The sequence below is a fragment of the Actinacidiphila acididurans genome, assembly GCF_016918855.1.
Lineage (GTDB): Bacteria > Actinomycetota > Actinomycetes > Streptomycetales > Streptomycetaceae > Actinacidiphila > Actinacidiphila acididurans.
The window spans coordinates 245,489-264,132 of record NZ_JADKYB010000013.1 but is presented as its reverse complement, the minus strand read 5'-3'; the positions used below and the strand labels follow the sequence as shown (position 1 = coordinate 264,132).

At 73.9% G+C, this 18,644-nt stretch carries 16 protein-coding genes; 10 read left to right on the top strand and 6 right to left on the bottom strand.

Going from position 1 to position 18,644, the window contains the following annotated elements; genetic code table 11:
* Nucleotides 1-198 precede the first annotated feature (198 nt).
* Both ITX44_RS24370 and ITX44_RS24365 read left to right on the top strand, forming a co-directional pair.
* Entirely contained in the window at nt 199-2,418 is a 2,220-nt protein-coding gene (locus ITX44_RS24370; protein ID WP_205359476.1) for an NADP-dependent isocitrate dehydrogenase, read from the top strand.
* Nucleotides 2,419-2,561: 143 nt separating this feature from the next.
* A complete protein-coding gene (locus tag ITX44_RS24365; protein ID WP_236061500.1) occupies nt 2,562-3,395 on the top strand; it encodes a slipin family protein in 834 nt (277 codons plus the stop codon).
* A 94-nt stretch (nt 3,396-3,489) separates the two neighbouring features.
* Here the strand turns inward: ITX44_RS24365 and ITX44_RS41395 are convergent, their stop codons facing one another.
* Nucleotides 3,490-4,716: a DUF5947 family protein gene (locus ITX44_RS41395; RefSeq protein WP_236061429.1), complete on the bottom strand. Its 1,227-nt coding sequence runs from the start codon at nt 4,714-4,716 to the stop codon at nt 3,490-3,492.
* Between the two features lie 517 nt (nt 4,717-5,233).
* Between ITX44_RS41395 and ITX44_RS24355 the strand changes: the two genes are divergently transcribed.
* Entirely contained in the window at nt 5,234-5,716 is a 483-nt protein-coding gene (locus ITX44_RS24355) for a hypothetical protein (RefSeq protein ID WP_205359473.1), read from the top strand.
* Nucleotides 5,717-5,768: 52 nt separating this feature from the next.
* Nucleotides 5,769-6,194, top strand: a complete 426-nt coding sequence (locus tag ITX44_RS24350; RefSeq protein WP_205359472.1) for a CBS domain-containing protein — start codon at nt 5,769-5,771, stop codon at nt 6,192-6,194.
* A 36-nt stretch (nt 6,195-6,230) separates the two neighbouring features.
* Here ITX44_RS24350 and ITX44_RS24345 read toward each other — a convergent pair whose 3' ends face one another.
* Nucleotides 6,231-6,950 (bottom strand): GntR family transcriptional regulator, encoded by a 720-nt coding sequence (locus ITX44_RS24345; RefSeq protein ID WP_205359471.1) that lies wholly within the window; start codon nt 6,948-6,950, stop codon nt 6,231-6,233.
* A gap of 122 nt (nt 6,951-7,072) precedes the next feature.
* On the opposite strand from ITX44_RS24345, the gene ITX44_RS24340 reads away from it, so the two are divergent.
* Genes ITX44_RS24340 through ITX44_RS24320 form a run of 5 tightly spaced genes read left to right on the top strand, consistent with a single transcriptional unit; the run spans nt 7,073 to nt 12,026 of the window.
* Entirely contained in the window at nt 7,073-8,530 is a 1,458-nt protein-coding gene (locus ITX44_RS24340; protein WP_205359470.1) for an MmgE/PrpD family protein, read from the top strand.
* 23 nt (nt 8,531-8,553) lie between these two features.
* Nucleotides 8,554-9,537, top strand: coding sequence for an isocitrate lyase/PEP mutase family protein (locus ITX44_RS24335; RefSeq protein ID WP_205359469.1), 984 nt, complete (start codon nt 8,554-8,556; stop codon nt 9,535-9,537).
* Nucleotides 9,528-10,793 carry a 3-isopropylmalate dehydratase large subunit gene (locus ITX44_RS24330; RefSeq protein ID WP_205359468.1) on the top strand — a complete coding sequence of 422 codons (1,266 nt, stop codon included), beginning with the start codon at nt 9,528-9,530 and terminating at the stop codon, nt 10,791-10,793. The genes ITX44_RS24335 and ITX44_RS24330 overlap by 10 nt, the downstream gene beginning before the upstream one ends.
* The gene (locus ITX44_RS24325) at nt 10,781-11,329 is read left to right on the top strand and encodes a LeuD/DmdB family oxidoreductase small subunit (protein WP_205359467.1); all 549 of its coding nucleotides are present in this window, start codon (nt 10,781-10,783) and stop codon (nt 11,327-11,329) included. Before ITX44_RS24330 ends, ITX44_RS24325 begins: the two co-directional genes overlap by 13 nt.
* A 4-nt stretch (nt 11,330-11,333) precedes the next feature.
* Nucleotides 11,334-12,026, top strand: coding sequence for an MBL fold metallo-hydrolase (locus ITX44_RS24320; protein WP_205359466.1), 693 nt, complete (start codon nt 11,334-11,336; stop codon nt 12,024-12,026).
* 59 nt (nt 12,027-12,085) lie between these two features.
* Here the strand turns inward: ITX44_RS24320 and ITX44_RS24315 are convergent, their stop codons facing one another.
* Entirely contained in the window at nt 12,086-12,520 is a 435-nt protein-coding gene (locus ITX44_RS24315; protein WP_205359465.1) for a hypothetical protein, read from the bottom strand.
* 23 nt (nt 12,521-12,543) lie between these two features.
* Here ITX44_RS24315 and ITX44_RS24310 point away from each other — a divergent pair, with 23 nt between their 5' ends.
* Entirely contained in the window at nt 12,544-13,767 is a 1,224-nt protein-coding gene (locus ITX44_RS24310) for an RNA-guided endonuclease InsQ/TnpB family protein (protein WP_205359464.1), read from the top strand.
* Between the two features lie 150 nt (nt 13,768-13,917).
* Here ITX44_RS24310 and ITX44_RS24305 read toward each other — a convergent pair whose 3' ends face one another.
* The 3 genes from ITX44_RS24305 to ITX44_RS24295 form a co-directional block, all read right to left on the bottom strand.
* A complete protein-coding gene (locus ITX44_RS24305; RefSeq protein WP_205359463.1) occupies nt 13,918-14,853 on the bottom strand; it encodes a DUF6895 family protein in 936 nt (311 codons plus the stop codon).
* Nucleotides 14,854-15,209: 356 nt separating this feature from the next.
* A complete protein-coding gene (locus ITX44_RS24300) occupies nt 15,210-15,722 on the bottom strand; it encodes a metallophosphoesterase family protein (RefSeq protein ID WP_205359462.1) in 513 nt (170 codons plus the stop codon).
* A gap of 33 nt (nt 15,723-15,755) precedes the next feature.
* The gene (locus ITX44_RS24295) at nt 15,756-18,611 is read right to left on the bottom strand and encodes an NHLP bacteriocin export ABC transporter permease/ATPase subunit (protein WP_236061488.1); all 2,856 of its coding nucleotides are present in this window, start codon (nt 18,609-18,611) and stop codon (nt 15,756-15,758) included.
* Between the last annotated feature and the right edge of the window lie 33 nt (nt 18,612-18,644).

Sequence of the window (18,644 nt, the reverse complement as noted above, 5' to 3'; positions counted from 1 at the left end):
GTCCCGAGAAACAAGACCATTCACCCCCGTGGCCTGTTGTTACCCCCAGGTATTGCCGGTGATCAGGACCTGTGCGTGGCCCCTCGTGGCCCCTGCACAGTGGCCCAGGTCACTCCCGGGCGGGTGCCGGGTCGGGGCGTGCCGCGGACGAGATATCTTGATGTCGAGCAAAGTTACGAGACTGGAGCGGAGTGACCGGTGGCTGACTCGACCATCATCTACACGCACACCGACGAGGCGCCGGCCCTGGCGACGTACTCGTTCCTGCCAGTGATCGAGGCGTACGCGTCCACCGCGGGTGTCGGGGTCGAGACCCGGGACATCTCGCTGTCCGGCCGCCTCGTCGCCGCCTTCCCGGAGCACCTGACCGAGGCGCAGCGCATCCCGGACGCCCTGGCCGAGCTGGGCGAGCTGTCCAAGCGGCCGGAAGCCAACATCATCAAGCTGCCGAACATCTCGGCGTCGCTCCCGCAGCTCAAGGCGGCCATCGCCGAGCTGCGCGAGCAGGGCTACGACCTGCCGGACTACCCGGACGACCCCAAGAGCGACGAGGAGCGGGAGGTGCGCGCCCGCTACGACAAGGTCAAGGGCAGCGCGGTCAACCCGGTGCTGCGCCAGGGCAACTCCGACCGGCGCGCGCCCGCCTCGGTGAAGAACTACGCCAAGGCCCACCCGCACCGCATGGGTGCCTGGAGCGCCGACTCCAAGACCAACGTGGCCACCATGGACGCCGACGACTTCCGCTCCACCGAGAAGTCCGCCGTGATCGCCGAGGCCGGCAGCCTGCGCATCGAACTGCACGGCGACGACGGCAGCACCACGGTGCTGCGCGAGTCCGTGCCCGTGCTGGCCGGCGAGGTCGTGGACGCCTCCGTGCTGCGGGTGACCGCGCTGCGCGAGTTCCTGACCGCCCAGGTGGCCCGGGCCAAGGCCGAGGACGTGCTGTTCTCGGTGCACCTGAAGGCCACCATGATGAAGGTCTCCGACCCGATCGTCTTCGGCCACGTGGTGCGCGCCTTCTTCCCGCGGACCTTCGCCGAGTACGGCGAGGTGTTCGCCGCCGCGGGCCTGACCCCCAACGACGGCCTCGGCGGCATCCTCAAGGGCATCGAGTCGCTGCCCGAGGGCGAGGCCATCAAGGCGTCCATCGAGGCCGAGCTCGCGCAGGGCCCGGCGCTGGCCATGGTCGACTCCGACCGCGGCATCACCAACCTGCACGTGCCCAGCGACGTCATCGTCGACGCCTCCATGCCGGCCATGATCCGCACCTCCGGCCACATGTGGGGCCCGGACGGCCAGGAGGCCGACACCCTCGCCGTCATCCCCGACAGCTCCTACGCCGCCGTCTACCAGACGGTGCTCGACGACTGCCGGGCGCACGGCGCCTTCGACCCGGCCACCATGGGCTCGGTGCCCAACGTCGGCCTGATGGCGCAGGCCGCCGAGGAGTACGGCAGCCACGACAAGACCTTCGAGATCCCGGTCACCGGCACCGTCCGGGTGGTCGACGGGGCCGGCAACGCCGTCCTGGAGCAGACCGTCGGCGCCGGCGACATCTTCCGGATGTGCCAGACCAAGGACCTGCCGATCCGCGACTGGGTCAAGCTCGCCGTCACCCGGGCCCGCGTCAGCGGCGACCCGGCGGTCTTCTGGCTGGACGCGACCCGCGCCCACGACGCCAACCTGATCGAGAAGGTCCGCGCGTACCTGCCCGAGCACGACACCGAGGGCCTCACGATCGAGATCCTCGACCCGGCCGCCGCAACCGCGTTCTCGCTGGAGCGGATCCGCCGCGGCGAGAACACCATCTCGGTCACCGGCAACGTGCTGCGCGACTACCTGACCGACCTGTTCCCGATCCTGGAGCTGGGCACCAGCGCCAAGATGCTGTCCGTGGTGCCGCTGCTCGGCGGCGGCGGGCTGTTCGAGACCGGCGCCGGCGGCTCCGCGCCCAAGCACGTCCAGCAGCTCGTCAAGGAGAACTACCTGCGCTGGGACAGCCTCGGCGAGTTCTTCGCGCTCGCGGCCAGCTTCGAGCACCTGGCCCGCACCACCGGCAACGCCCGCGCCCAGATCCTGGCCGACACCCTGGACCGGGCCACCGGCACCTTCCTCAACGAGGACAAGTCGCCCAGCCGGCGGCTCGGCGGCATCGACAACCGCGGCAGCCACTTCTACCTGGCCCTGTACTGGGCCCAGGAGCTGGCCGGCCAGAGCGAGGACCCGCAGCTCGCCACCGCCTTCGAGGGCCTGGCCAAGACCCTCGCCGAGCAGGAGACGACCATCGTCGACGAGCTGATCGCGGTGCAGGGCTCCCCGGCCGACATCGGCGGCTACTACCGGCCCGACGCGCAGAAGGCGGCGGCCGTGATGCGCCCGTCGGCGGCCTTCAACCAGGCGCTCGCCACCCTCGGCTGACCCGCCCGGGTTCCACCGGGAGCTTTCCCGCATCCGCTTTCCCGTATCCGCCCCGGTCGGCCTCGCGCCGGCCGGGGCGAATCGCGTCCGGGCGAGCGATGCTGGAAGAGGGGCCACCGGAGGAGGTGGAGACCGTGTCGAATATGGGAGCCGCCATCGTGCGGCAGTACGAGCGCGGAGTGGTGCTGCGGTTGGGCCGCCTGCACGGGGTGCGCAAACCCGGCTTCCACTTCATGATCCCGTTGTCCGACCGGATGGTGAAGGTCAGCCTGCGCACGGTCACCATGCCGGTGCCTTCGCAGCAGATCATCACCCAGGACAACGTGTCGATCCACGTGGCGGCGGTCGCGTACTTCCGCCGGGTGGACGCGGTGAAGTCCATCGTCGAGATCGAGGACGTCTCGGCCGCGGTCGGCCAGATCGCGCAGACCACCGTCCGCAATGTCGTCGGCCGCTCGATGCTCGACCAGGTGCTCACCGACACCCAGACGCTCAACCTGGCGATCCGGGAGATCCTGGACCGGACCACGCAGCAGTGGGGCGTGTACGTCTTCCTGGTCGAGCTCAAGGACATCGAACTGCCGGTGTCCATGCAGCGCGCGATGGCCCGCCAGGCCGAGGCCGAACGGGAGAAGCGGGCGAAGATCATCGCGGCCGAGGGCGAGGCACTGAGCGCCGGACGGCTCGCCGAGGCCGCGGACGTCATCGCCGATCACCCGGTCGCCCTCCAGTTGCGGAACCTCCAGATCCTGGCCGAGATCGCCGGGGACAAGAACAGCACGATCGTCTTCCCGTCCCAGTTCATGGAGAGCGCGAAGGCCGTGGCCCGGTACATCGCCCAGGACAAGGGATCGGCCGCGACCGACGGCGAGTCCCGTACCGACGGCGAACCGGGCGCGGTCTCCCCGCCCCCGGTCCCGAGCGAGCTGACCGCACGCGCCCAGGCGGCGGTCGGACAGCGGGGCGACTCGACCTGACCCGAGCCCCGGTCCTCGGGGGGCGGCTCGGGTCCCATGACCCCGGGCACCTGGCGGCCTCCGGGTGCCCGGGCCCTTTGTGCCTTTTGAGCGGTCAGGCGGGGGTGCCCCACCGGGCGGTCGCGGGTACGGGGACGGCCCGGCGGTCGAGGTCCGCGAGGAAGGCGGTGACCCGGGCGCGGGCGGCCGGACCGCCGTCGGGCTCCCGCCACAGCGGACGCAGCGCGGCCAGCAGGGCAAAGGCGGCGTCCAGCGGTACGAGCGCGCAGCGGGCCCGGCCGGTGTCCGACCACAGCAGCAGCGCCTCCACGTCGTCCACCAGCAGCCGGGCCGGCGCGGCACCGGCGAACGCGGCCTGCCACAGCCCCGGCTCGACCTCGCTCTCCACCGGCCCGGCCGGCCCCGGCCGCACCGCCAGCACCTGCCCGGCGCCGCACCTGCGCACGAAGAACGCCAGCCCGCCCCGTACGTCCAGCGCCGCCAGCGCCTTGCCCGCCTCCGGCGCCGGCCGCCACTGCGGATCCCCCACATACCGCTCCGGCACCGTCCGGAACCGCCCCCCGCACGCCCCCTCCCGGTCGAACAACGTCGCACACGCCCCACACGCACACGCCAGCACCCGCTGCTCCAGATCCACCAGATGCCGGTGCTCGACCCCCACCGCCCCCGTACACAACTCACACCGCTCCCCGACATCCGGCCGCCCCCCGTCCAGCCCTCTCAGCGCTGATCCAGCGCCCGAGGCGTGCGGTGAGCAGGTGGCGGGGGTGACGTCCGAGGCCCGTCCGGGGGCCGCCCCCCGGGCTGCGCCACCTGCGGCGGGGGGTGGTCCCGGCTGGGCCGGTCCGTGGGTGGTGGGGCCGGTGTCCGTGCCGTCGGGTGGGGCCCCGATCGGCCTTCGTGCTGCGCCACCTTCGGCGGGGGGTGTTTCCGGCTGGGCCCGTCCGTGGGTGGTGGGGCTGGTGTCCGTGCTGTCGGGTGGGCCCCCGATCGGTCTTCGTGCTGCGCCACCTGCGGCGGGGGGTGTTTCCGGCTGGGCCCGTCCGTAGGTGCGGGGGCCGGCATTCGATGGCCGATCGGGGGCCGACTCCTGCGCCGTGGAACCGCCAGGTACTGGGTCGCCCGAGGCAGGGTGGCCTCCGGCTTGTCCTTCCGTCGCGGAGTCACCCGCGGCGGAGCGCGGTGCCGGTTCGGCGGGGTCGGATTCGGAGTCGTCAGGGCGTTCCTCCGTTGCTCCTCGCCCCGCGGAGCCGTCCGAGGCGGGGCGTGGTCCCGGTTCGGCGGGGTCGTCCTGGGCGGCGGAAGGGCCGGCGTCCGTCATGGGATCGCTCCAAGGCACGCGTGCCTGCCGCCGGCGGGCGGCGACGCCGGCAACCACCGGCGTCCCCTCCTGCATACGCCGCCCTGCCCCGCCCCGCTCACCTGACACCACCCGTCGGGGTGACACTCGCCCCAGACTCAGCCCGCGCCCCCTTCGCGCTGCTATGGGCGGCGGGTACGCCCTCACCAAGCGCCCCCGCTCAGGCGCCGCCGCCCGCGCGTGCGCCCCTTGCGTACCCCCGGATGAGCTCCGCCGGGCCTGCGGCGTCGTCGGAGATTCCCCCCGCGCCCCCTCCGTACCCACCCCTCGCGCAAGCCCTTCCGCTCCCCGGGCGGGAGCCCAGGAGCCCTCGGCAAATCTCCCGGCAGCGGGGGCGCCGCCCCCCCACCCGCGCGCCCCCTCCGTACCACCCCTCGCACAAGCCCTGCCGGGCCCCTCCACAGGCGCCGGCCGCAAAGGGCATTGTCGGAGATTCCCACCGCGGGGAGCGGGGCGCACACTGGGGGAGGGAGGCGAGATGCTGAAGCCGGTCCAACTGCTGCTCCTGGCATCGATCCTGGACGAGGCGGCCGCGGCTCAGGGGCCGGCGGACGGGGCTGTGGCGGCGTGCGGTGCGCCGGTGCTGGACTTGACGCCGGCGGTGCGCAGTGCCGGGCAGCAGAGCCGGGTGTACGTGGGGCTCACCGCGCGGCTGCACGCGCTGGAGTTGGACGACGAGGTCGCGCCGTTGCGCGACCGGGCGGCGGCGCTGCTGGCGTACCACGAATTGCTGCTGCGCGAGGCGATGACGCTGGCCGTTGACGCTCGGGCCGACCCGCGGGTGGAGAAGGTCCGGCTGAAGCTGAACGGCATCGGCGCCCCGGGTGACGCGCTGGGCCGGCTGCGCCGGGAGGTGCGGGCGCTGGCCGACGAGGCGGTCGCGGCGGCGCCGGTCCCGGCGGGCGCCACGCCGTCGGGGTTTGGCGGGAGCCGGCGCGGCAAGGCTCGTGGCGGGCGCTGAGCCCACTCGGGGGGCCACGTATCGGGGGAGACCACCGATCCGGGAGGCTGCCATGACGCGGGTGGTACGCGAGGTGATGTCGGCCGGTGCCGCGGCCGTCGAGCCGATGGCGTCGCTGGACGACGCGGCGCGGCTGATGAGCGAGCGCGATGTCGGCGAGGTGCTGGTGACGTACGACTGCGACCTGTTCGGGGTGCTCACCGACCGGGACATCGTGGTGCGCGCGCTCGGCCACGGCTTGGACCCCGCGACCACCACCGCGGGCCGGGTCTGCACCCACCCGCCGTTGGTCACGGTGTCGGCCGACGACACCACCGAGCACGCCGCGGCCCTGATGCGCGAGCACGCGGTGCGCCGGATCCCGGTGGTGGAACGCGGCGGCTGCCCGGTCGGCGTCCTCTCGCTCGGCGACCTCGCCCTGCTCGACGAACCGCAGTCCGCGCTCGCCGACATCACCCGGGCCGCACCGGACCACTGACCCGGCGACGGGCAGCGTACGGCCGGCGCGCCGCGCTCAGCCCGCGTCCACGTCCGCGCGCGCCCCGTCGTCTGCCGCCGCACCCGGCAGCAAGTGGTGGAAGTCACCCTGCCCGCCGGCCCGGTGGGCGGCCAGCAGTTCCAGCGCCCGGGCGGTGTCGCCCGCCTCGAAGGCGTCGGCCACGCCCGCGTGCTCGTCCAGGATCGCGGTCGCCCGCGCCGCGTCGCCGGCCAGCGCGATGCGGCGGTAGGCCACCGCCCGGTGCGGTTCGAGGGCGTCCCAGAGCTGTCGGGTGAACCGCAGCAGCCATTCGTTGCCGCACCGGTCCAGCAGGGCGAAGTGGAAGGCCCGGTTGGCCAGGATCGCCGCGTGCGCGTCACCCGCGGCCACCGCCGCACGCTGCGCGCCCAGCGCCTCCCGCATCGCCGTCACGTCCTGCGGGCGCAGCCGGGCCGCGGCCTCCGCCTCGGCCGCCGACTCCAGCAGGGCCCGCACCTTGAACACGCCGTCCACGCTCTGCGGGAGCAACTGCGCGACGGTGTAACCGCGTTGCGCCTGGTACGTGACGATGCCCTCGCCCGCCAGCGTCTTGAGCGCCTCGCGCACCGGGATCACGCTCAGCCCCAACTGCTCGGCCGCGGCGCCCTGCCGGATCGGGGTGCCCGGCGGCAGGTCGCCGCGCACGATGGCGTCCCGCAGCTCGGCGAGCGCCACCGCCTCGGCGGTACGGGGCAGGTTCGTACGTTTCAGGACCACGGCCACCAGCCTAGCGGGGTACTGGACAGAAGTAGATGTTATAAATTCTAATATCGAGCAAGCCGCCGGGCACCCCCGGCGGTCCTGGACGACCCCGCGACCCCCCCCTGGAGGTGAGCGCGGTGCCCGCACCGACGCCCCCGGCCCCCCGCACCGGTCCGCACGGGCCCACCGATCCCGACGGCCCCACCGGCACCCTCGCCGCCTGGCTGGCCGGCACCCCGCTGGAGGCGATCCCGCCGCAGGTCCGCGAACGCGCCCGCCACCTGGTCCTGGACGGCCTGGGCTGCGCCCTGATCGGCGCCCGCCTGCCGTGGTCGCGCACCGCGACCGAGGCGGTGCTGGCCATGGAGGGCGGCGGCGACGTCCCGCTCATCGGCTGGGGCCGCACCACCAGCGCGCCCGCCGCCGCGGTCCTCGGCGGCACCTTCGTCCAGGGCTTCGAACTCGACGACTACTTCCCGCCCGCGCCCCTGCACACCATGTCCCTGGTGCTGCCCGCGCTGCTGGCCACCGCCGCCGGCAAGGACCCGGTGAGCGGCGCGGACCTGCTGCGCGCCACCATGCTCGGCGTCGAGACCGGGGCCCGGGTGGGCCTGGCCCTGCACGGCCCGCAGATGCTGCTGCGCGGCTGGCACTCCGGACCGGTCTTCGGCACCCACGCCGCCGCGGCCGCCTGCGGGGCACTGCGCGGCCTGGACGCCGCCGCCTTCGAGGACGCGCTCGGTCTGGCCGCCACCCAGTCCGCCGGGCTGATGGCCGCCCAGTACGAGGCGATGTCCAAGCGCATGCACCACGGCCTGGCCGCCCGCAACGGCTACTACGCCGCCGGCCTCGCCCAGGCCGGCTACACCGGCATCAAGCGGGTGTACGAGCGGCCCTACGGCGGTTTCCTGGCCGTCTTCGGCGAGGGCCACGAACCCGACCCGGACGCGATCACCGCCGGCCTCGGCACGCAGTGGCACACCGAGGGCGTCACCGTGAAGATCCACGCGGCCATGGGCGGCCTGCACCCGGCCATCGACCTCGTCCTCGCGCTGGCCGCCGAGCACCGGCTCACCGCCGAGGCCGTCGCCCGGATCCGCATCGAGGTGCCCGCCACCATCCACGACCACGGCTGGTGGCCGCCGCAGCGCCCGCTGACCGCCATCGGCGCCCAGATGAACATCGGCTACGCGGTGGCCGTCGCACTGCTCGACGGTCATGTGCGGCCCGAGCAGTTCACCTCCGACCGGCTCGACGCCGACGACGTGTGGGACCTGCTGGCCCGTACCGAGGTCGCCCGGGTCGACACCCCGCAGGACCCCGCCTGGGACGAACCCGGCTACAACACCCGGATCACCCTGGAGCTGCGCGACGGCGCCGCCGTGACCGCCGCCGCCCGCCGCCCGCACGGCGGCCCCGGCGACCCGCTCACCGATCAGGAGATCCGCGCCAAATTCCGCGCGCTCACCGGCCGGGTCACCGACGACCGCCGGGCCGCCGCCATCGAGGAGGCCGTCCTCGGCCTGGAGGACCTGCCCGACCTCGCCCCGCTGGTCGCCCTGCTCGCCGCCCCCGTACGCGGCGCCCTCGACTGACCCCCACTCCGGGAGGAACCACCGTGCCAGCTCTCTCACCCGGCGCGCGGCTGCGCGCCCTGCTCGACGCCGGCGGCCTGATCACCGCGCCCGGCGTGTACGACGGCCTGTCGGCCGCCCTGGTGGCCCGTACCGGATTCGGCGCCGCCTACCTGACCGGGGCGGGCGTGGCCGTGGCCGGCTTCGGGGTGCCCGACATCGGCCTGCTGACCGCCACCGAGATGACCGAACGGGCCCGGATCGTCGCCGAGTCACTGGCCGGCCTGCCGCTGATCGCCGACGCCGACACCGGCTACGGCGCCCCGCTGAACGTGACCCGTACCGTCCGCGGCTACGAGCGGGCCGGGGTCGCCGCCGTGCAACTGGAGGACCAGGCGTTCCCCAAGAAGTGCGGCCACCTGCCGGACAAGGAACTGGTCCCGGCCGCCGGGTTCGAGGCCCGGCTGCGGGCCGCGCTCGACGCCCGCGACGACCCGGACCTGGTGATCGTCGCCCGCACCGACGCCCGCGCCCCGCTGGGCCTTTCCGCCGCCATCGAGCGCGCCAACCGGTACGCGGCGGCCGGCGCCGACATGATCTTCGTGGAAGCCCCGCAGAGCGCGGCCGAGATCGAGCGGATCGCCGCCGAGGTCGAGGCGCCGCTGCTGATCAACATGGTGCAGGGCGGCCTCACCCCCGACACGGCCCCCGAGCGCCTGGCCGCGCTCGGCTACCGCATCGCCATCCACCCCGGCGCTCTGCTCGCCCCCTACGTCCTGCACGGCCTGGACGCCCTGACCCGGCTCGGCGGCACCCTGCCGGAGGTCGCCCCCGGCCCGCGCGGCCTGTTCGAACTGGTCGGCCTGCGCGAGTGGTCGGCGATCGGCGACCGCCACCGTACGGACCGGGCGCCCGCGGAAACGTACGACCGGAACGACGACCGCACGCCCGACGGGGACGACGACCGCGAGCGCGCCGATCACGACCGCCCCGGCGCCCGCGGCAAGGAGGCCGCCCGATGGGCATGACCGCGATCGAGCGCATCCTCGCCCGCAAGGCGGGCCTGGCCCGGGTGCGGCCCGGCGACACCGTGGTCTGCGAGGTGGACCTGACGGTCCTGATCGACCTGCAGTTCGCCACGAGCTGGGTGCGGCCGCTGCGCATCCACGACCCCGACAAGGTCGCCGTGATCATGGACCACGCGGTCCCGGCGCCCTCCGTGCACGACGCGGCCGGCGGCACCCACGCCCGCGCGTTCGTCCGCGACTTCGGCGTCGAGAAGTTCTACGACGTGGGCCGGCACGGCATCTGCCACCAGGTCATCGCCGAGAACGGCCTGGCCCGGCCCGGCGAGGTGCTGGCCTGCACCGACTCCCACACCTGCGCGGCCGGCGCCTACAACACCGCCGCCCGGGGCCTGGGCCCGGCCGAGGTCTACGCGATCCTGTGCACCGGGGCCACCTGGTTCCAGGTCGCCCCGACCATCCGCTACGAGCTGACCGGCGCCCTGCCGGCCGGCGTGTCCGGCAAGGACGTCTTCCTGCACATCGCCGGCACCTGGGGCGACGCCACCAACCACAACCTGGAGTACGGCGGGCCGGGCCTGGCCTCCGTCCCCATGAACGACCGCCGCACCATCGCCACCCAGGGCGCCGAGGTCTCCGCGGACTTCTCCACCTTCCCCGTCGACGACCTGGCCCGCGACTTCCTGGCCGCCCGCGGCGCGCCGCCGGACAGCTACGAGGCCGCCGACCCGGACCCGGACGCCGAGTACGCGGCCGTGCGCACCGTCGACCTGTCCGGCCTGGAACCGTACGTGGCGCGCCCCGGCACGGTCAGCCACAACGCCCTGCCGGTCTCGGCGATCGAACGCCGGCCGGTGCAGCAGTGCTTCATCGGCTCGTGCGCCAACGGCCAGCTGGAGGACCTGGCCGTCGCCGCGCGGGTGGTGCGCGGCCACAAGGTCGCCCCCGGCGTGCGGCTGCTGGTCACCCCCGCCTCGCAGGCCGTCTACCGGGAGGCGCTGCGGGCCGGCTACCTCCAGGACCTCGCCGACGCCGGGGCGGTGGTCACCAACTCCACCTGCGGCGCCTGCTTCGGCTACCACATGGGCCTGCTCGCCCCCGGCGAGGTGTGCCTGACCTCCTCCACCCGCAACTTCACCGGCCGCATGGGCAGTCCGGACGCCGAGATCTACATGGCCTCCCCGGCCACGGTGGCCGCCTCCGCGCTCACCGGCCGGGTCACCGATCCCCGGGAGGAACTCGCCCGATGGACACCCTGATCACCGGCCGGGCCTGGGTGGTGGGCGACTCGGTCACCACCGACGCGATGTACCCGGCCTTCGCCATGAAGCTGCCGCTGCCCGAGGCGGCCCGGCACGTCTTCTACGAACTGCGGCCCGGCTGGACCGGCCTGGTACGGCCCGGCGACATCGTGGTGGCCGGGCGCAACTTCGGCCTGGGCTCCTCCCGCCCGGTCGCCGCCCTGTTCCGCGAACTCGGTGTGGCCGCGCTGGTCGCCGAGGAGTTCAACTCCCTGTTCCTGCGCAACGCCGTCAACCACGGCCTGCCCGCGCTGACCGTGCCCGGCGTCACCGCCGCGTTCGCCGACGGCGACACCCTGCGCATGGACATCGCCGAGGGCTGGGCGGAGAACCCCGCCACCGGCACCCGCCTGCCCGGCGGCGCCCTGCCGCCGCTGGTCCTGGACATCCTCGCGGCCGGCGGCATCCTGCCCAAGCTGGCCCGCGAGGGATACGTGCCCGTACCGGGGACAAGCGGTCGGCCGGGCCACCCGCAACCTTCCGGAAAGAGCTGACACCGTGCAACTGGCCCCCGCGGTCACCCTCGTGGCCACCACGCCCCGTGACAACGCCTTCCTGGTGGCGGGCGACGACGGCCTCACCCTGGTCGACGTCGGCTGGGCGAAGGCGCCGCACACCCTGCTGGCCGCCGTCGCCGACGTGGGCCGCCGGCCCGCGGACATCCGCCGGGTGGTGCTCACCCACGCCCACCCCGACCATGTGCAGGGCGCCGCCGAACTGCGGCGGCGCACCGGCGCCCGCATCCTCGTCCACCACGCCGACGCACCCTGGCTGACGGCCGGCCGGGTGCCACCCGAGGGCCGCTCCGGCGCCGCCGGCCGGCTGCTGGACCGGCTGCCGAAACTGCACTGGACCCCGTTCGAGCCCGACGCCACCCTCACCGACGGCGACGTGGTCGACGCCGGCCTCCGGGTGCTGCACACCCCGGGCCACAGCCCCGGGCACATCGTGCTCCTCCACGAGCCGAGCGGCACCCTGCTCGCCGGGGACGCCCTCTTCCACCGCGGCGGCCGGCTCGCCCTCGGCCCCGCCGCCCTGGCCGCCGCCCCCGGCACCAGGGCCGCCGCCCTGGCCCGGATCCCCGAAACCGTCACCGCGGTCGGCTTCGCCCACGGCGTCCCGCTCACCGGCGCGGACACCGCTCACTTCCACCGGTGGCTGGCCGCGCTGCCCGGCGCCGCGCAGGCCTGACGGCCGGGAACGGGCCCGGCCGCCCCCGCCGATCGCGGGAGCGGCCGGGCCGGCGCGGTTCAGCGCACGGTGATGCGTACGGTGGCGGTGCGCACCGGGTCGTTCAGCCTGGTGGTGTCGATCGCCAGGTACTCCCCGTCGTCCTGCCGGCCGTTCGGCAGGATCTTGGCGTGGATCGCGAAGGGCGGCGTGTCGCCGATGGTGCCGTCCACCCCGAAGTCGCTGTCGTTGCTGACCACGACGGTCCTGCCGCCGTCGGTGCTGGCCACGCCCTCGACCTTGTCGTGGCCGAAGAAGCCGCCGGTCGGGTCCAGCGAGGTCACCAGGGCGCCGAGGTCGAGGTACGGCTCCTTGGCGACCGGGGTGATCCCGGCGGCCAGCAGCGCCTGCTTCGCGTCGGCGGTGCCCGCGTCGCCCACGTAGGCGTCGATCGACTGGTGGCCGGCGCCCACCAGCAGGCCGCCCCTTCGTCCTCCTTCATGGTCTGTGGGCATGGATCGAATGCTAGGGTGATCACGTGCAGCTTCGCTTCAATTACCGTGTGTATCCCGAGCCTGGTCAGTGTGCCGCGCTGGCGAGGGCGTTCGGGTGCGCCCGGGTGGTTTTCAACGACGGGTTGCGTGCCCGCCGGGAGGCCCATGGGGCGGGGCTGCCGTACATCCGCGACACCGATCTTCAGAAGTTGGTGATCACCGCCGCGAAGCGCACCGGGGAGCGGGCCTGGCTGGCGGAGGTGTCGTCGGTGGTGCTGGTGCAGTCCCTGCGTGACCTGCACACCGCCTACCGGAACTTCTTCGCCTCGGTCACCGGCAAGCGCAGGGGCCCGAGGGTCGCAGAGCCCCGGTTCAAGTCCAAGCGCGACAATCGGCAGTCGATCCGGCTGACGGCCAACGGGTTCTCCCTGCGGGACAACGGGCGCCTGTATGTGGCCAAGGTCGGTGACCTTGCGGTGCGCTGGTCTCGCCCGCTCCCGGCGGTTCCGACCAGCGTCACCATCACCCTTGACGCCGCTGGCCGGTACTGGGCTTCCTTCGTCGTCGAGACCCAGCCGGACATTCTCCCCCACGTCAGCACCGAGGTCGGCCTGGACCTGGGACTGAGCCACTTTGCGGTCCTGTCCGACGGCCGCAGGATTGCGGCGCCGAAGTTCCTGCGCCGCGTGGAGAAGAAGCTGCGGCGCCTGCAGAAGGCACTCAGTCGCTGTCAGAAGGGGTCGAGGAACCGGGACAAGGCACGCAGGAAGGTCGCGCGTCAGCACGCGAAGGTCGCGGACCGGCGCCGGGACTGGCACCACAAGGAATCCACGAGGATCATCCGCGAGAACCAAGCGGTGTACGTGGAAGACCTCGCGGTGTCCGGCCTCGCACGCACCCGCCTGGCCAAGTCCGTGCACGACGCGGGATGGTCCCAGTTCGTCACCATGCTGGAGTACAAGGCCGCCAAGCACGGCCGGTACTTCGGCCGTATCGGAAGGTTCGAGCCGACCTCCCAGGTCTGCTCGGCCTGCGGCGTCAAGGACGGCCCCAAGCCCCTGCACGTCCGTACCTGGACCTGCCGGGGCTGCAGGGCCGTCCACGACCGTGACCACAACGCCGCCAAGAACACCCTGGCCGCCGGACGGGCGGACAGGCTAAACGCCTGCGGAGCGCAGATAAGACCGGGAGCGATCCCGGCACAGCGCCGCGAAACAGGAACCCACCCAGACGGCCACACAGCCGTGGAAGGAAACCCCGTCCTCTAGGCGGGGAGGACGTCAAGTCTCATCAAATCTCCTCCTTCGACTGTGCGCTGCTGCCCCGCTGTGCAGCGCACAGTCTGCGCACGCCGGCATGGCCGGATACGGCCGCCCGGATGACGGCCGCATGACCGGCGGGCGTCCGGCGGGTGCCGCTCAGGTGTGCGCAGTGGGTGACATGAGACCCAGGGCCCGCGAGGTGGCCATCGCCGAGGCGAACGCGGCCACCAGGGTGGGGTGGTGGACCTGGTCGAAGAGCGCGCCCGGGTCGTCCTCGGGGGGCATGGCGTACTGGGCCGGCATCGCGCCGGAGCCGGCCTGGGCCGCCGCGTACCGGGCCCACAGGTCGGCGTCGAGGGTCGGCGCGGGCAGGCAGGCGTCCACGACGAGGAGTTCGCCCAGCAGGTCCCAGTGGCCGTGGTCCGCCCAGTCGTCCAGCCAGGCCGGCAGATACGACGTCAGGTACTCCGCGATCGGCGGCGGGATGCGGCCGGGCGCCTCGCCCCAGTTGGTGAGGTGGAACACGGTGCGGGTGAGGTCGTACGCGATGTGGTACTGCACCGTCCACGGCTCGGGGGTGCGGCCCAGCCAGGTGGCGGCCAGTGCCTCGCCGAAGTCGCCGGTGGGCGGCAGCCCGATGCGGCGCTCGGCGTTCAGCACGCCCAGGCGGCGGTTGGGCAGCATCTCCAGGGCCCGCCAACTGGCCGTGGACCGGGCCAGTTCGATGCCCTCCTCCACGCCGGGGTGGCGGTGGCCCAGTTCGTGGAAGGAGGCGTACACCTCCAGCGGCACCGGGGACAGCGGCTCGTGGAACTGGACCTCGGCCAGCACGTCGCCGTCGTCGAGCAGTTCCCGCCAGGCGAAGTCCAGCAGCCGCGCGGAGCGTTCGTGCTGCCGCGAGCCCGCCACGCCCTCGCGGGCCAGCACCCCCATGTTGCCGGCCAGTTCCCCGATCGGCCGGACCCGCTCCAGCACCGACCGCGGCCTGGCCAGCTCCTCCTCGCTCAGCCGGAAGTACTCCCGGTTGTCGTCCAGCCAGGCCACGGCGCGCTCGCCGACCTGGTGCAGCAATGGGGTGGGTGCGGCGCTCACGGCGTCACCTCGCTTTCCCTCGCGGGGGCGGGCCTCACGCCCCGGCCTCGGGGCGCGTCGCGGACACGGCACGGGGCGGCCGCGGCCGGAGAAACCGACGACGGGGCTCAGCGGACCGTCCCCACGCGTCCACTCGGACCGGACGTCCGGAAAGGGCCGATGAGCTGCGATGCCATGGCACCATCTCCCTCACCTCACGACCGCCCCTCGAATGCCCCTTCAGGCTGACAGCGACCGCAGAACCCCGCAAACGGGATCAGCTCCCGCCGTTGTACGGCGAACAGGAGGCCCCTCGTGCCCCTATAGCCGGGGCCCGTCACTCGAACGGCCGTACCCGACGCACGCCGCGCGTGTCGTCAGGTGCCGGGCGTGCGGGCCGGCAGGCAGTGCAGCAGGACCTCGGTGAGCAGGGCGTCGCGGATTGTCACCGTCAGGTAGGTGTGGTGGGGCTGGCGGCGGCGGTCGGTGGGGGAGCCCGGGTTGAGCAGGCGCAGGCCGCCGGGGGCGACGGAGTCCCAGGGGATGTGGCTGTGGCCGAAGACCAGCACGTCGGTGTCGGGGAAGCGGCGGGCGCAGCGGGCTTCGCGGCCCTTGGCGTCGCCGGTCTCGTGCACCACCGCGAAGCGCAGCCCGCCCAGCTCGGCCCGCGCGATCTCCGGCAGCCGCGCCCGCAGCCGCGGGCCGTCGTTGTTGCCGTACACCCCGATCAGGCGGCGGGACCGGCGCTCCAGCAGGTCCAGGGTCGCCACGTCCACCCAGTCCCCGGCGTGCAGCACGACGTCGGCCCGGTCCACCTCGGCGAGCACCTGCTCCGGCAGGGCCCTGGCCCGCTTGGGCAGGTGGGTGTCGGAGATCAGCAGCAGGCGCATGCCTCATTGTGCACGCGGGCGTACGGCACGTGCTCAGCCGATCTGCCGGTGCACCAGCTCGTGGAAGAGGCCGCCGGTGTCGGCGAGCAGGTCCGCGGGCGGGCCCTGCTGGACGACCTGCCCGGCGGCCATGACGATCACCCGGTCGGCGTCCATGATGGTGGAGAGCCGGTGCGCGATGACGATCCGGGTCGTCTTCATCGCCCGGGTGCTGTCGATGACGATCCGCTGTGTGCCGTTGTCCAGGGCGCTGGTCGCCTCGTCCAGGAACAGCACCCGCGGCCGGCGGATCAGCGCGGCGGCGATCATCAGCCGCTGCCGCTGGCCGCCCGAGACCGCGCCGCCGCCGTCGGAGATCACCGTGTGCATCCCCATCGGCATCGCCTTGATGTCCTCGGCCAGCCCGGCCAGCGCCGCGGCCTGCCAGGCCTCCTCCAGCGTGAACTCCCCGTCGGCGCCGCGTATGCAGTCCAGGATCGACCCGGTGAAGGGCCGCGCGTTCTGCAGCACCACCCCGCACTGCCGGCGCACCGCGGCCTGGTCGAGGGCGCCCAGGTCCTGGCCGTCGTAGAGCACGCTGCCCGCGACCGGCCGGTCGAAGCCGATCAGCAGCCGCAGCAGTGTGGACTTGCCGCAGCCGCTGGCCCCCACCACCGCCACGAACTCCCCGGGCGCGACCCGGAAGGACACGTCGTCCAGCACGAGCGGCCCGTCCTCGGCGTAACGGAAGGACAGCCCCTGCGCCTCGATCCCGCCGGTCAGCTCGCCCGGCTGCGCGCTGCCCTCGCGCACCTCGGGCGGTTCCCGCAGCAGCGGGGCGACCTGCTCGAACACCGGCAGCACCGACACCGCCTGGACCAGCGCTCCGGTCACCTGGGTGACCGAGGTCAGCATCATGGTCACCGCCGTGCTGAAGGTCAGGAAGCCGCTCGCCGACAGGCTGCCGCGGGCCGGCCCGGCCAGCAGCAGGAACAGGATCAGCATGCTCAGCGGCAGGTAGACCGCGTTGAGCACGGTGGTCAGGTTGCGGATCCGGCCCACCCGCTGCTGGAGTTCACGGCTGCGGGCGAACCGGGTGGCCCAGGCCGCGTAGGCGAAGCTCTCCGCGGCCGCCACTCGCAGCTTCGGCAGCCCGCGCAGGGTCTGGAACGCCTGGTTGTTGAGCTTGTTGCCCAGTTCGACCAGCCGCCGCTGCCAGCGCACCTGCCACAGCCCCATGGCCAGGAAAAGCGCGGCCACCACCACCAGCAGGCCCAGCGCCACCAGCGCCAGCGGCACGCTGAAGCACAACAGCAGCACCAGGTTGACCACCGCGACCGTGCCGGACTGCACCGCCACCGAACTGACCCCGGACAGCACCCGGCGGATCGCGCTGATGCCCATCGCCGCGCTGGCCAGTTCCCCGGTGGAACGGCCGGCGAAGAAGGCGGTCGGCAGGCGCAGCAGCCTGTCCCACACGGCAGGCTGGAGGGTCGCCTCGATCCGGCCCTCCAGCCGCAGGATCGCCAGGTTCTGCAGCAGCATGAAGAACGCCGCGACCACCGAGGCCACCACGATCGCCACCGCCGCCTGCGTGATCAGCCCGCTCTCGCCGTTCGGCACGTAGGAGCCGAGCACCTGCCCGGTGGCGAGCGGCACCAGCGCGCCCAGCCCCACCGCGACCAGGCTGCCGATGACCAGGTTGCGCAGGTCAGCGGCCGTGCCGCGCAGGCCGAACCGCAGCATCCGGCGCAGCGTCAGCGGGCCCGGCGGCAGCGGCCGGTAGAACATCACGGCCCGCTCCTCGAACTGGCCGCCGTTCGCGCCGTCCACGACCGTGCGCCGGCCGCGCGCGTCCACCGCCTCGTACCGGCCGCGCCGCCACAGCAGCGCCACCGGCGTGCCGGTGCCGGCCCGGTGGCCGACCAGCGGGCCGCTGTCCTCGCGCCACCAGCGACCGCCGAGCCGGACCGTACGGCTGCGGAAACCCGAGGCAAGAGCGACGCGTTCGACCGCGGAAACCCGCTCGTCGGCGCTTCCCGTCGGTGCGGTCACCTCGATGCCGGCCGCCGCGCCCACCAGCCGGCACACCGCCACGGTCGCGTCGTCCGCGCCGGCGCCGCGCGCCCCGGTCCGCCCGGTCCGCCCGATGGACGCCAGCAGCGCCCGGTCGGCCTGCTCGCCGGCCGCCTCGCCGGCCCGCATCCCGGCCGCGGCGCGCTCCTCGTGCGCCTGCTCCAGCTTCTCGATCCAGCGGCCCAGCGAGGTCAGCAGCCGGGACTGCTGAGTGACCATGCGCTGCCACATCGCGCCGTCGATCAGCAGGTCACCGGCGCTGTCCGCGCCGAAGGCGGCGCCGTACTGCACACTGCCGGGGTCCACCGGCAGCCACAGGATGTCGTCGTCGGCCGTCGCGTCGGCCACCGCCGGGCGGCCGTCCACCCGCGCCTCGAACAGCACCCGCAGGCCCCGCCCGAGCCCGCGGGCGAAGGCGTCCTCCAGCAGCGGATCGGGCGGGTAGCCGTACGGGGCCTGCGCCGGGTACGCGCCCTGCTCGCCGTATCCGTACGGGTCGGCCTGACCGCCGTAGCCGTCCGGGACCCCGTAGCCGTACTCCTGCCCCGGCCAGGCGGCCGGCGGGTACAGCTCGCGCAGCGCGATCCGCCGCACCGCGCAGCCCTGGAGCGGGCGGCTGACCAGCGTGTGGTGCGGGCCCTGCACCGGGCCGAGCAGCAGGGTGCCGCTGCCCAGCCGGCCCAGGAAGTGCCAGGTGCCCACGCCCGCCGGGTCCACCGCGAACAGGTCCATCTCGCCCGCCGTCACCAGCCACAGCACCTGCGGCCCCTCCAGCGGCAGGCTGCGCAGCCCGGAGCAGTCCACGCCGGTGCCGAGTTCGCCGAGCGCGGCCAGGACGACGTCCTCGTAGCCGGAGCTGTGACCGGC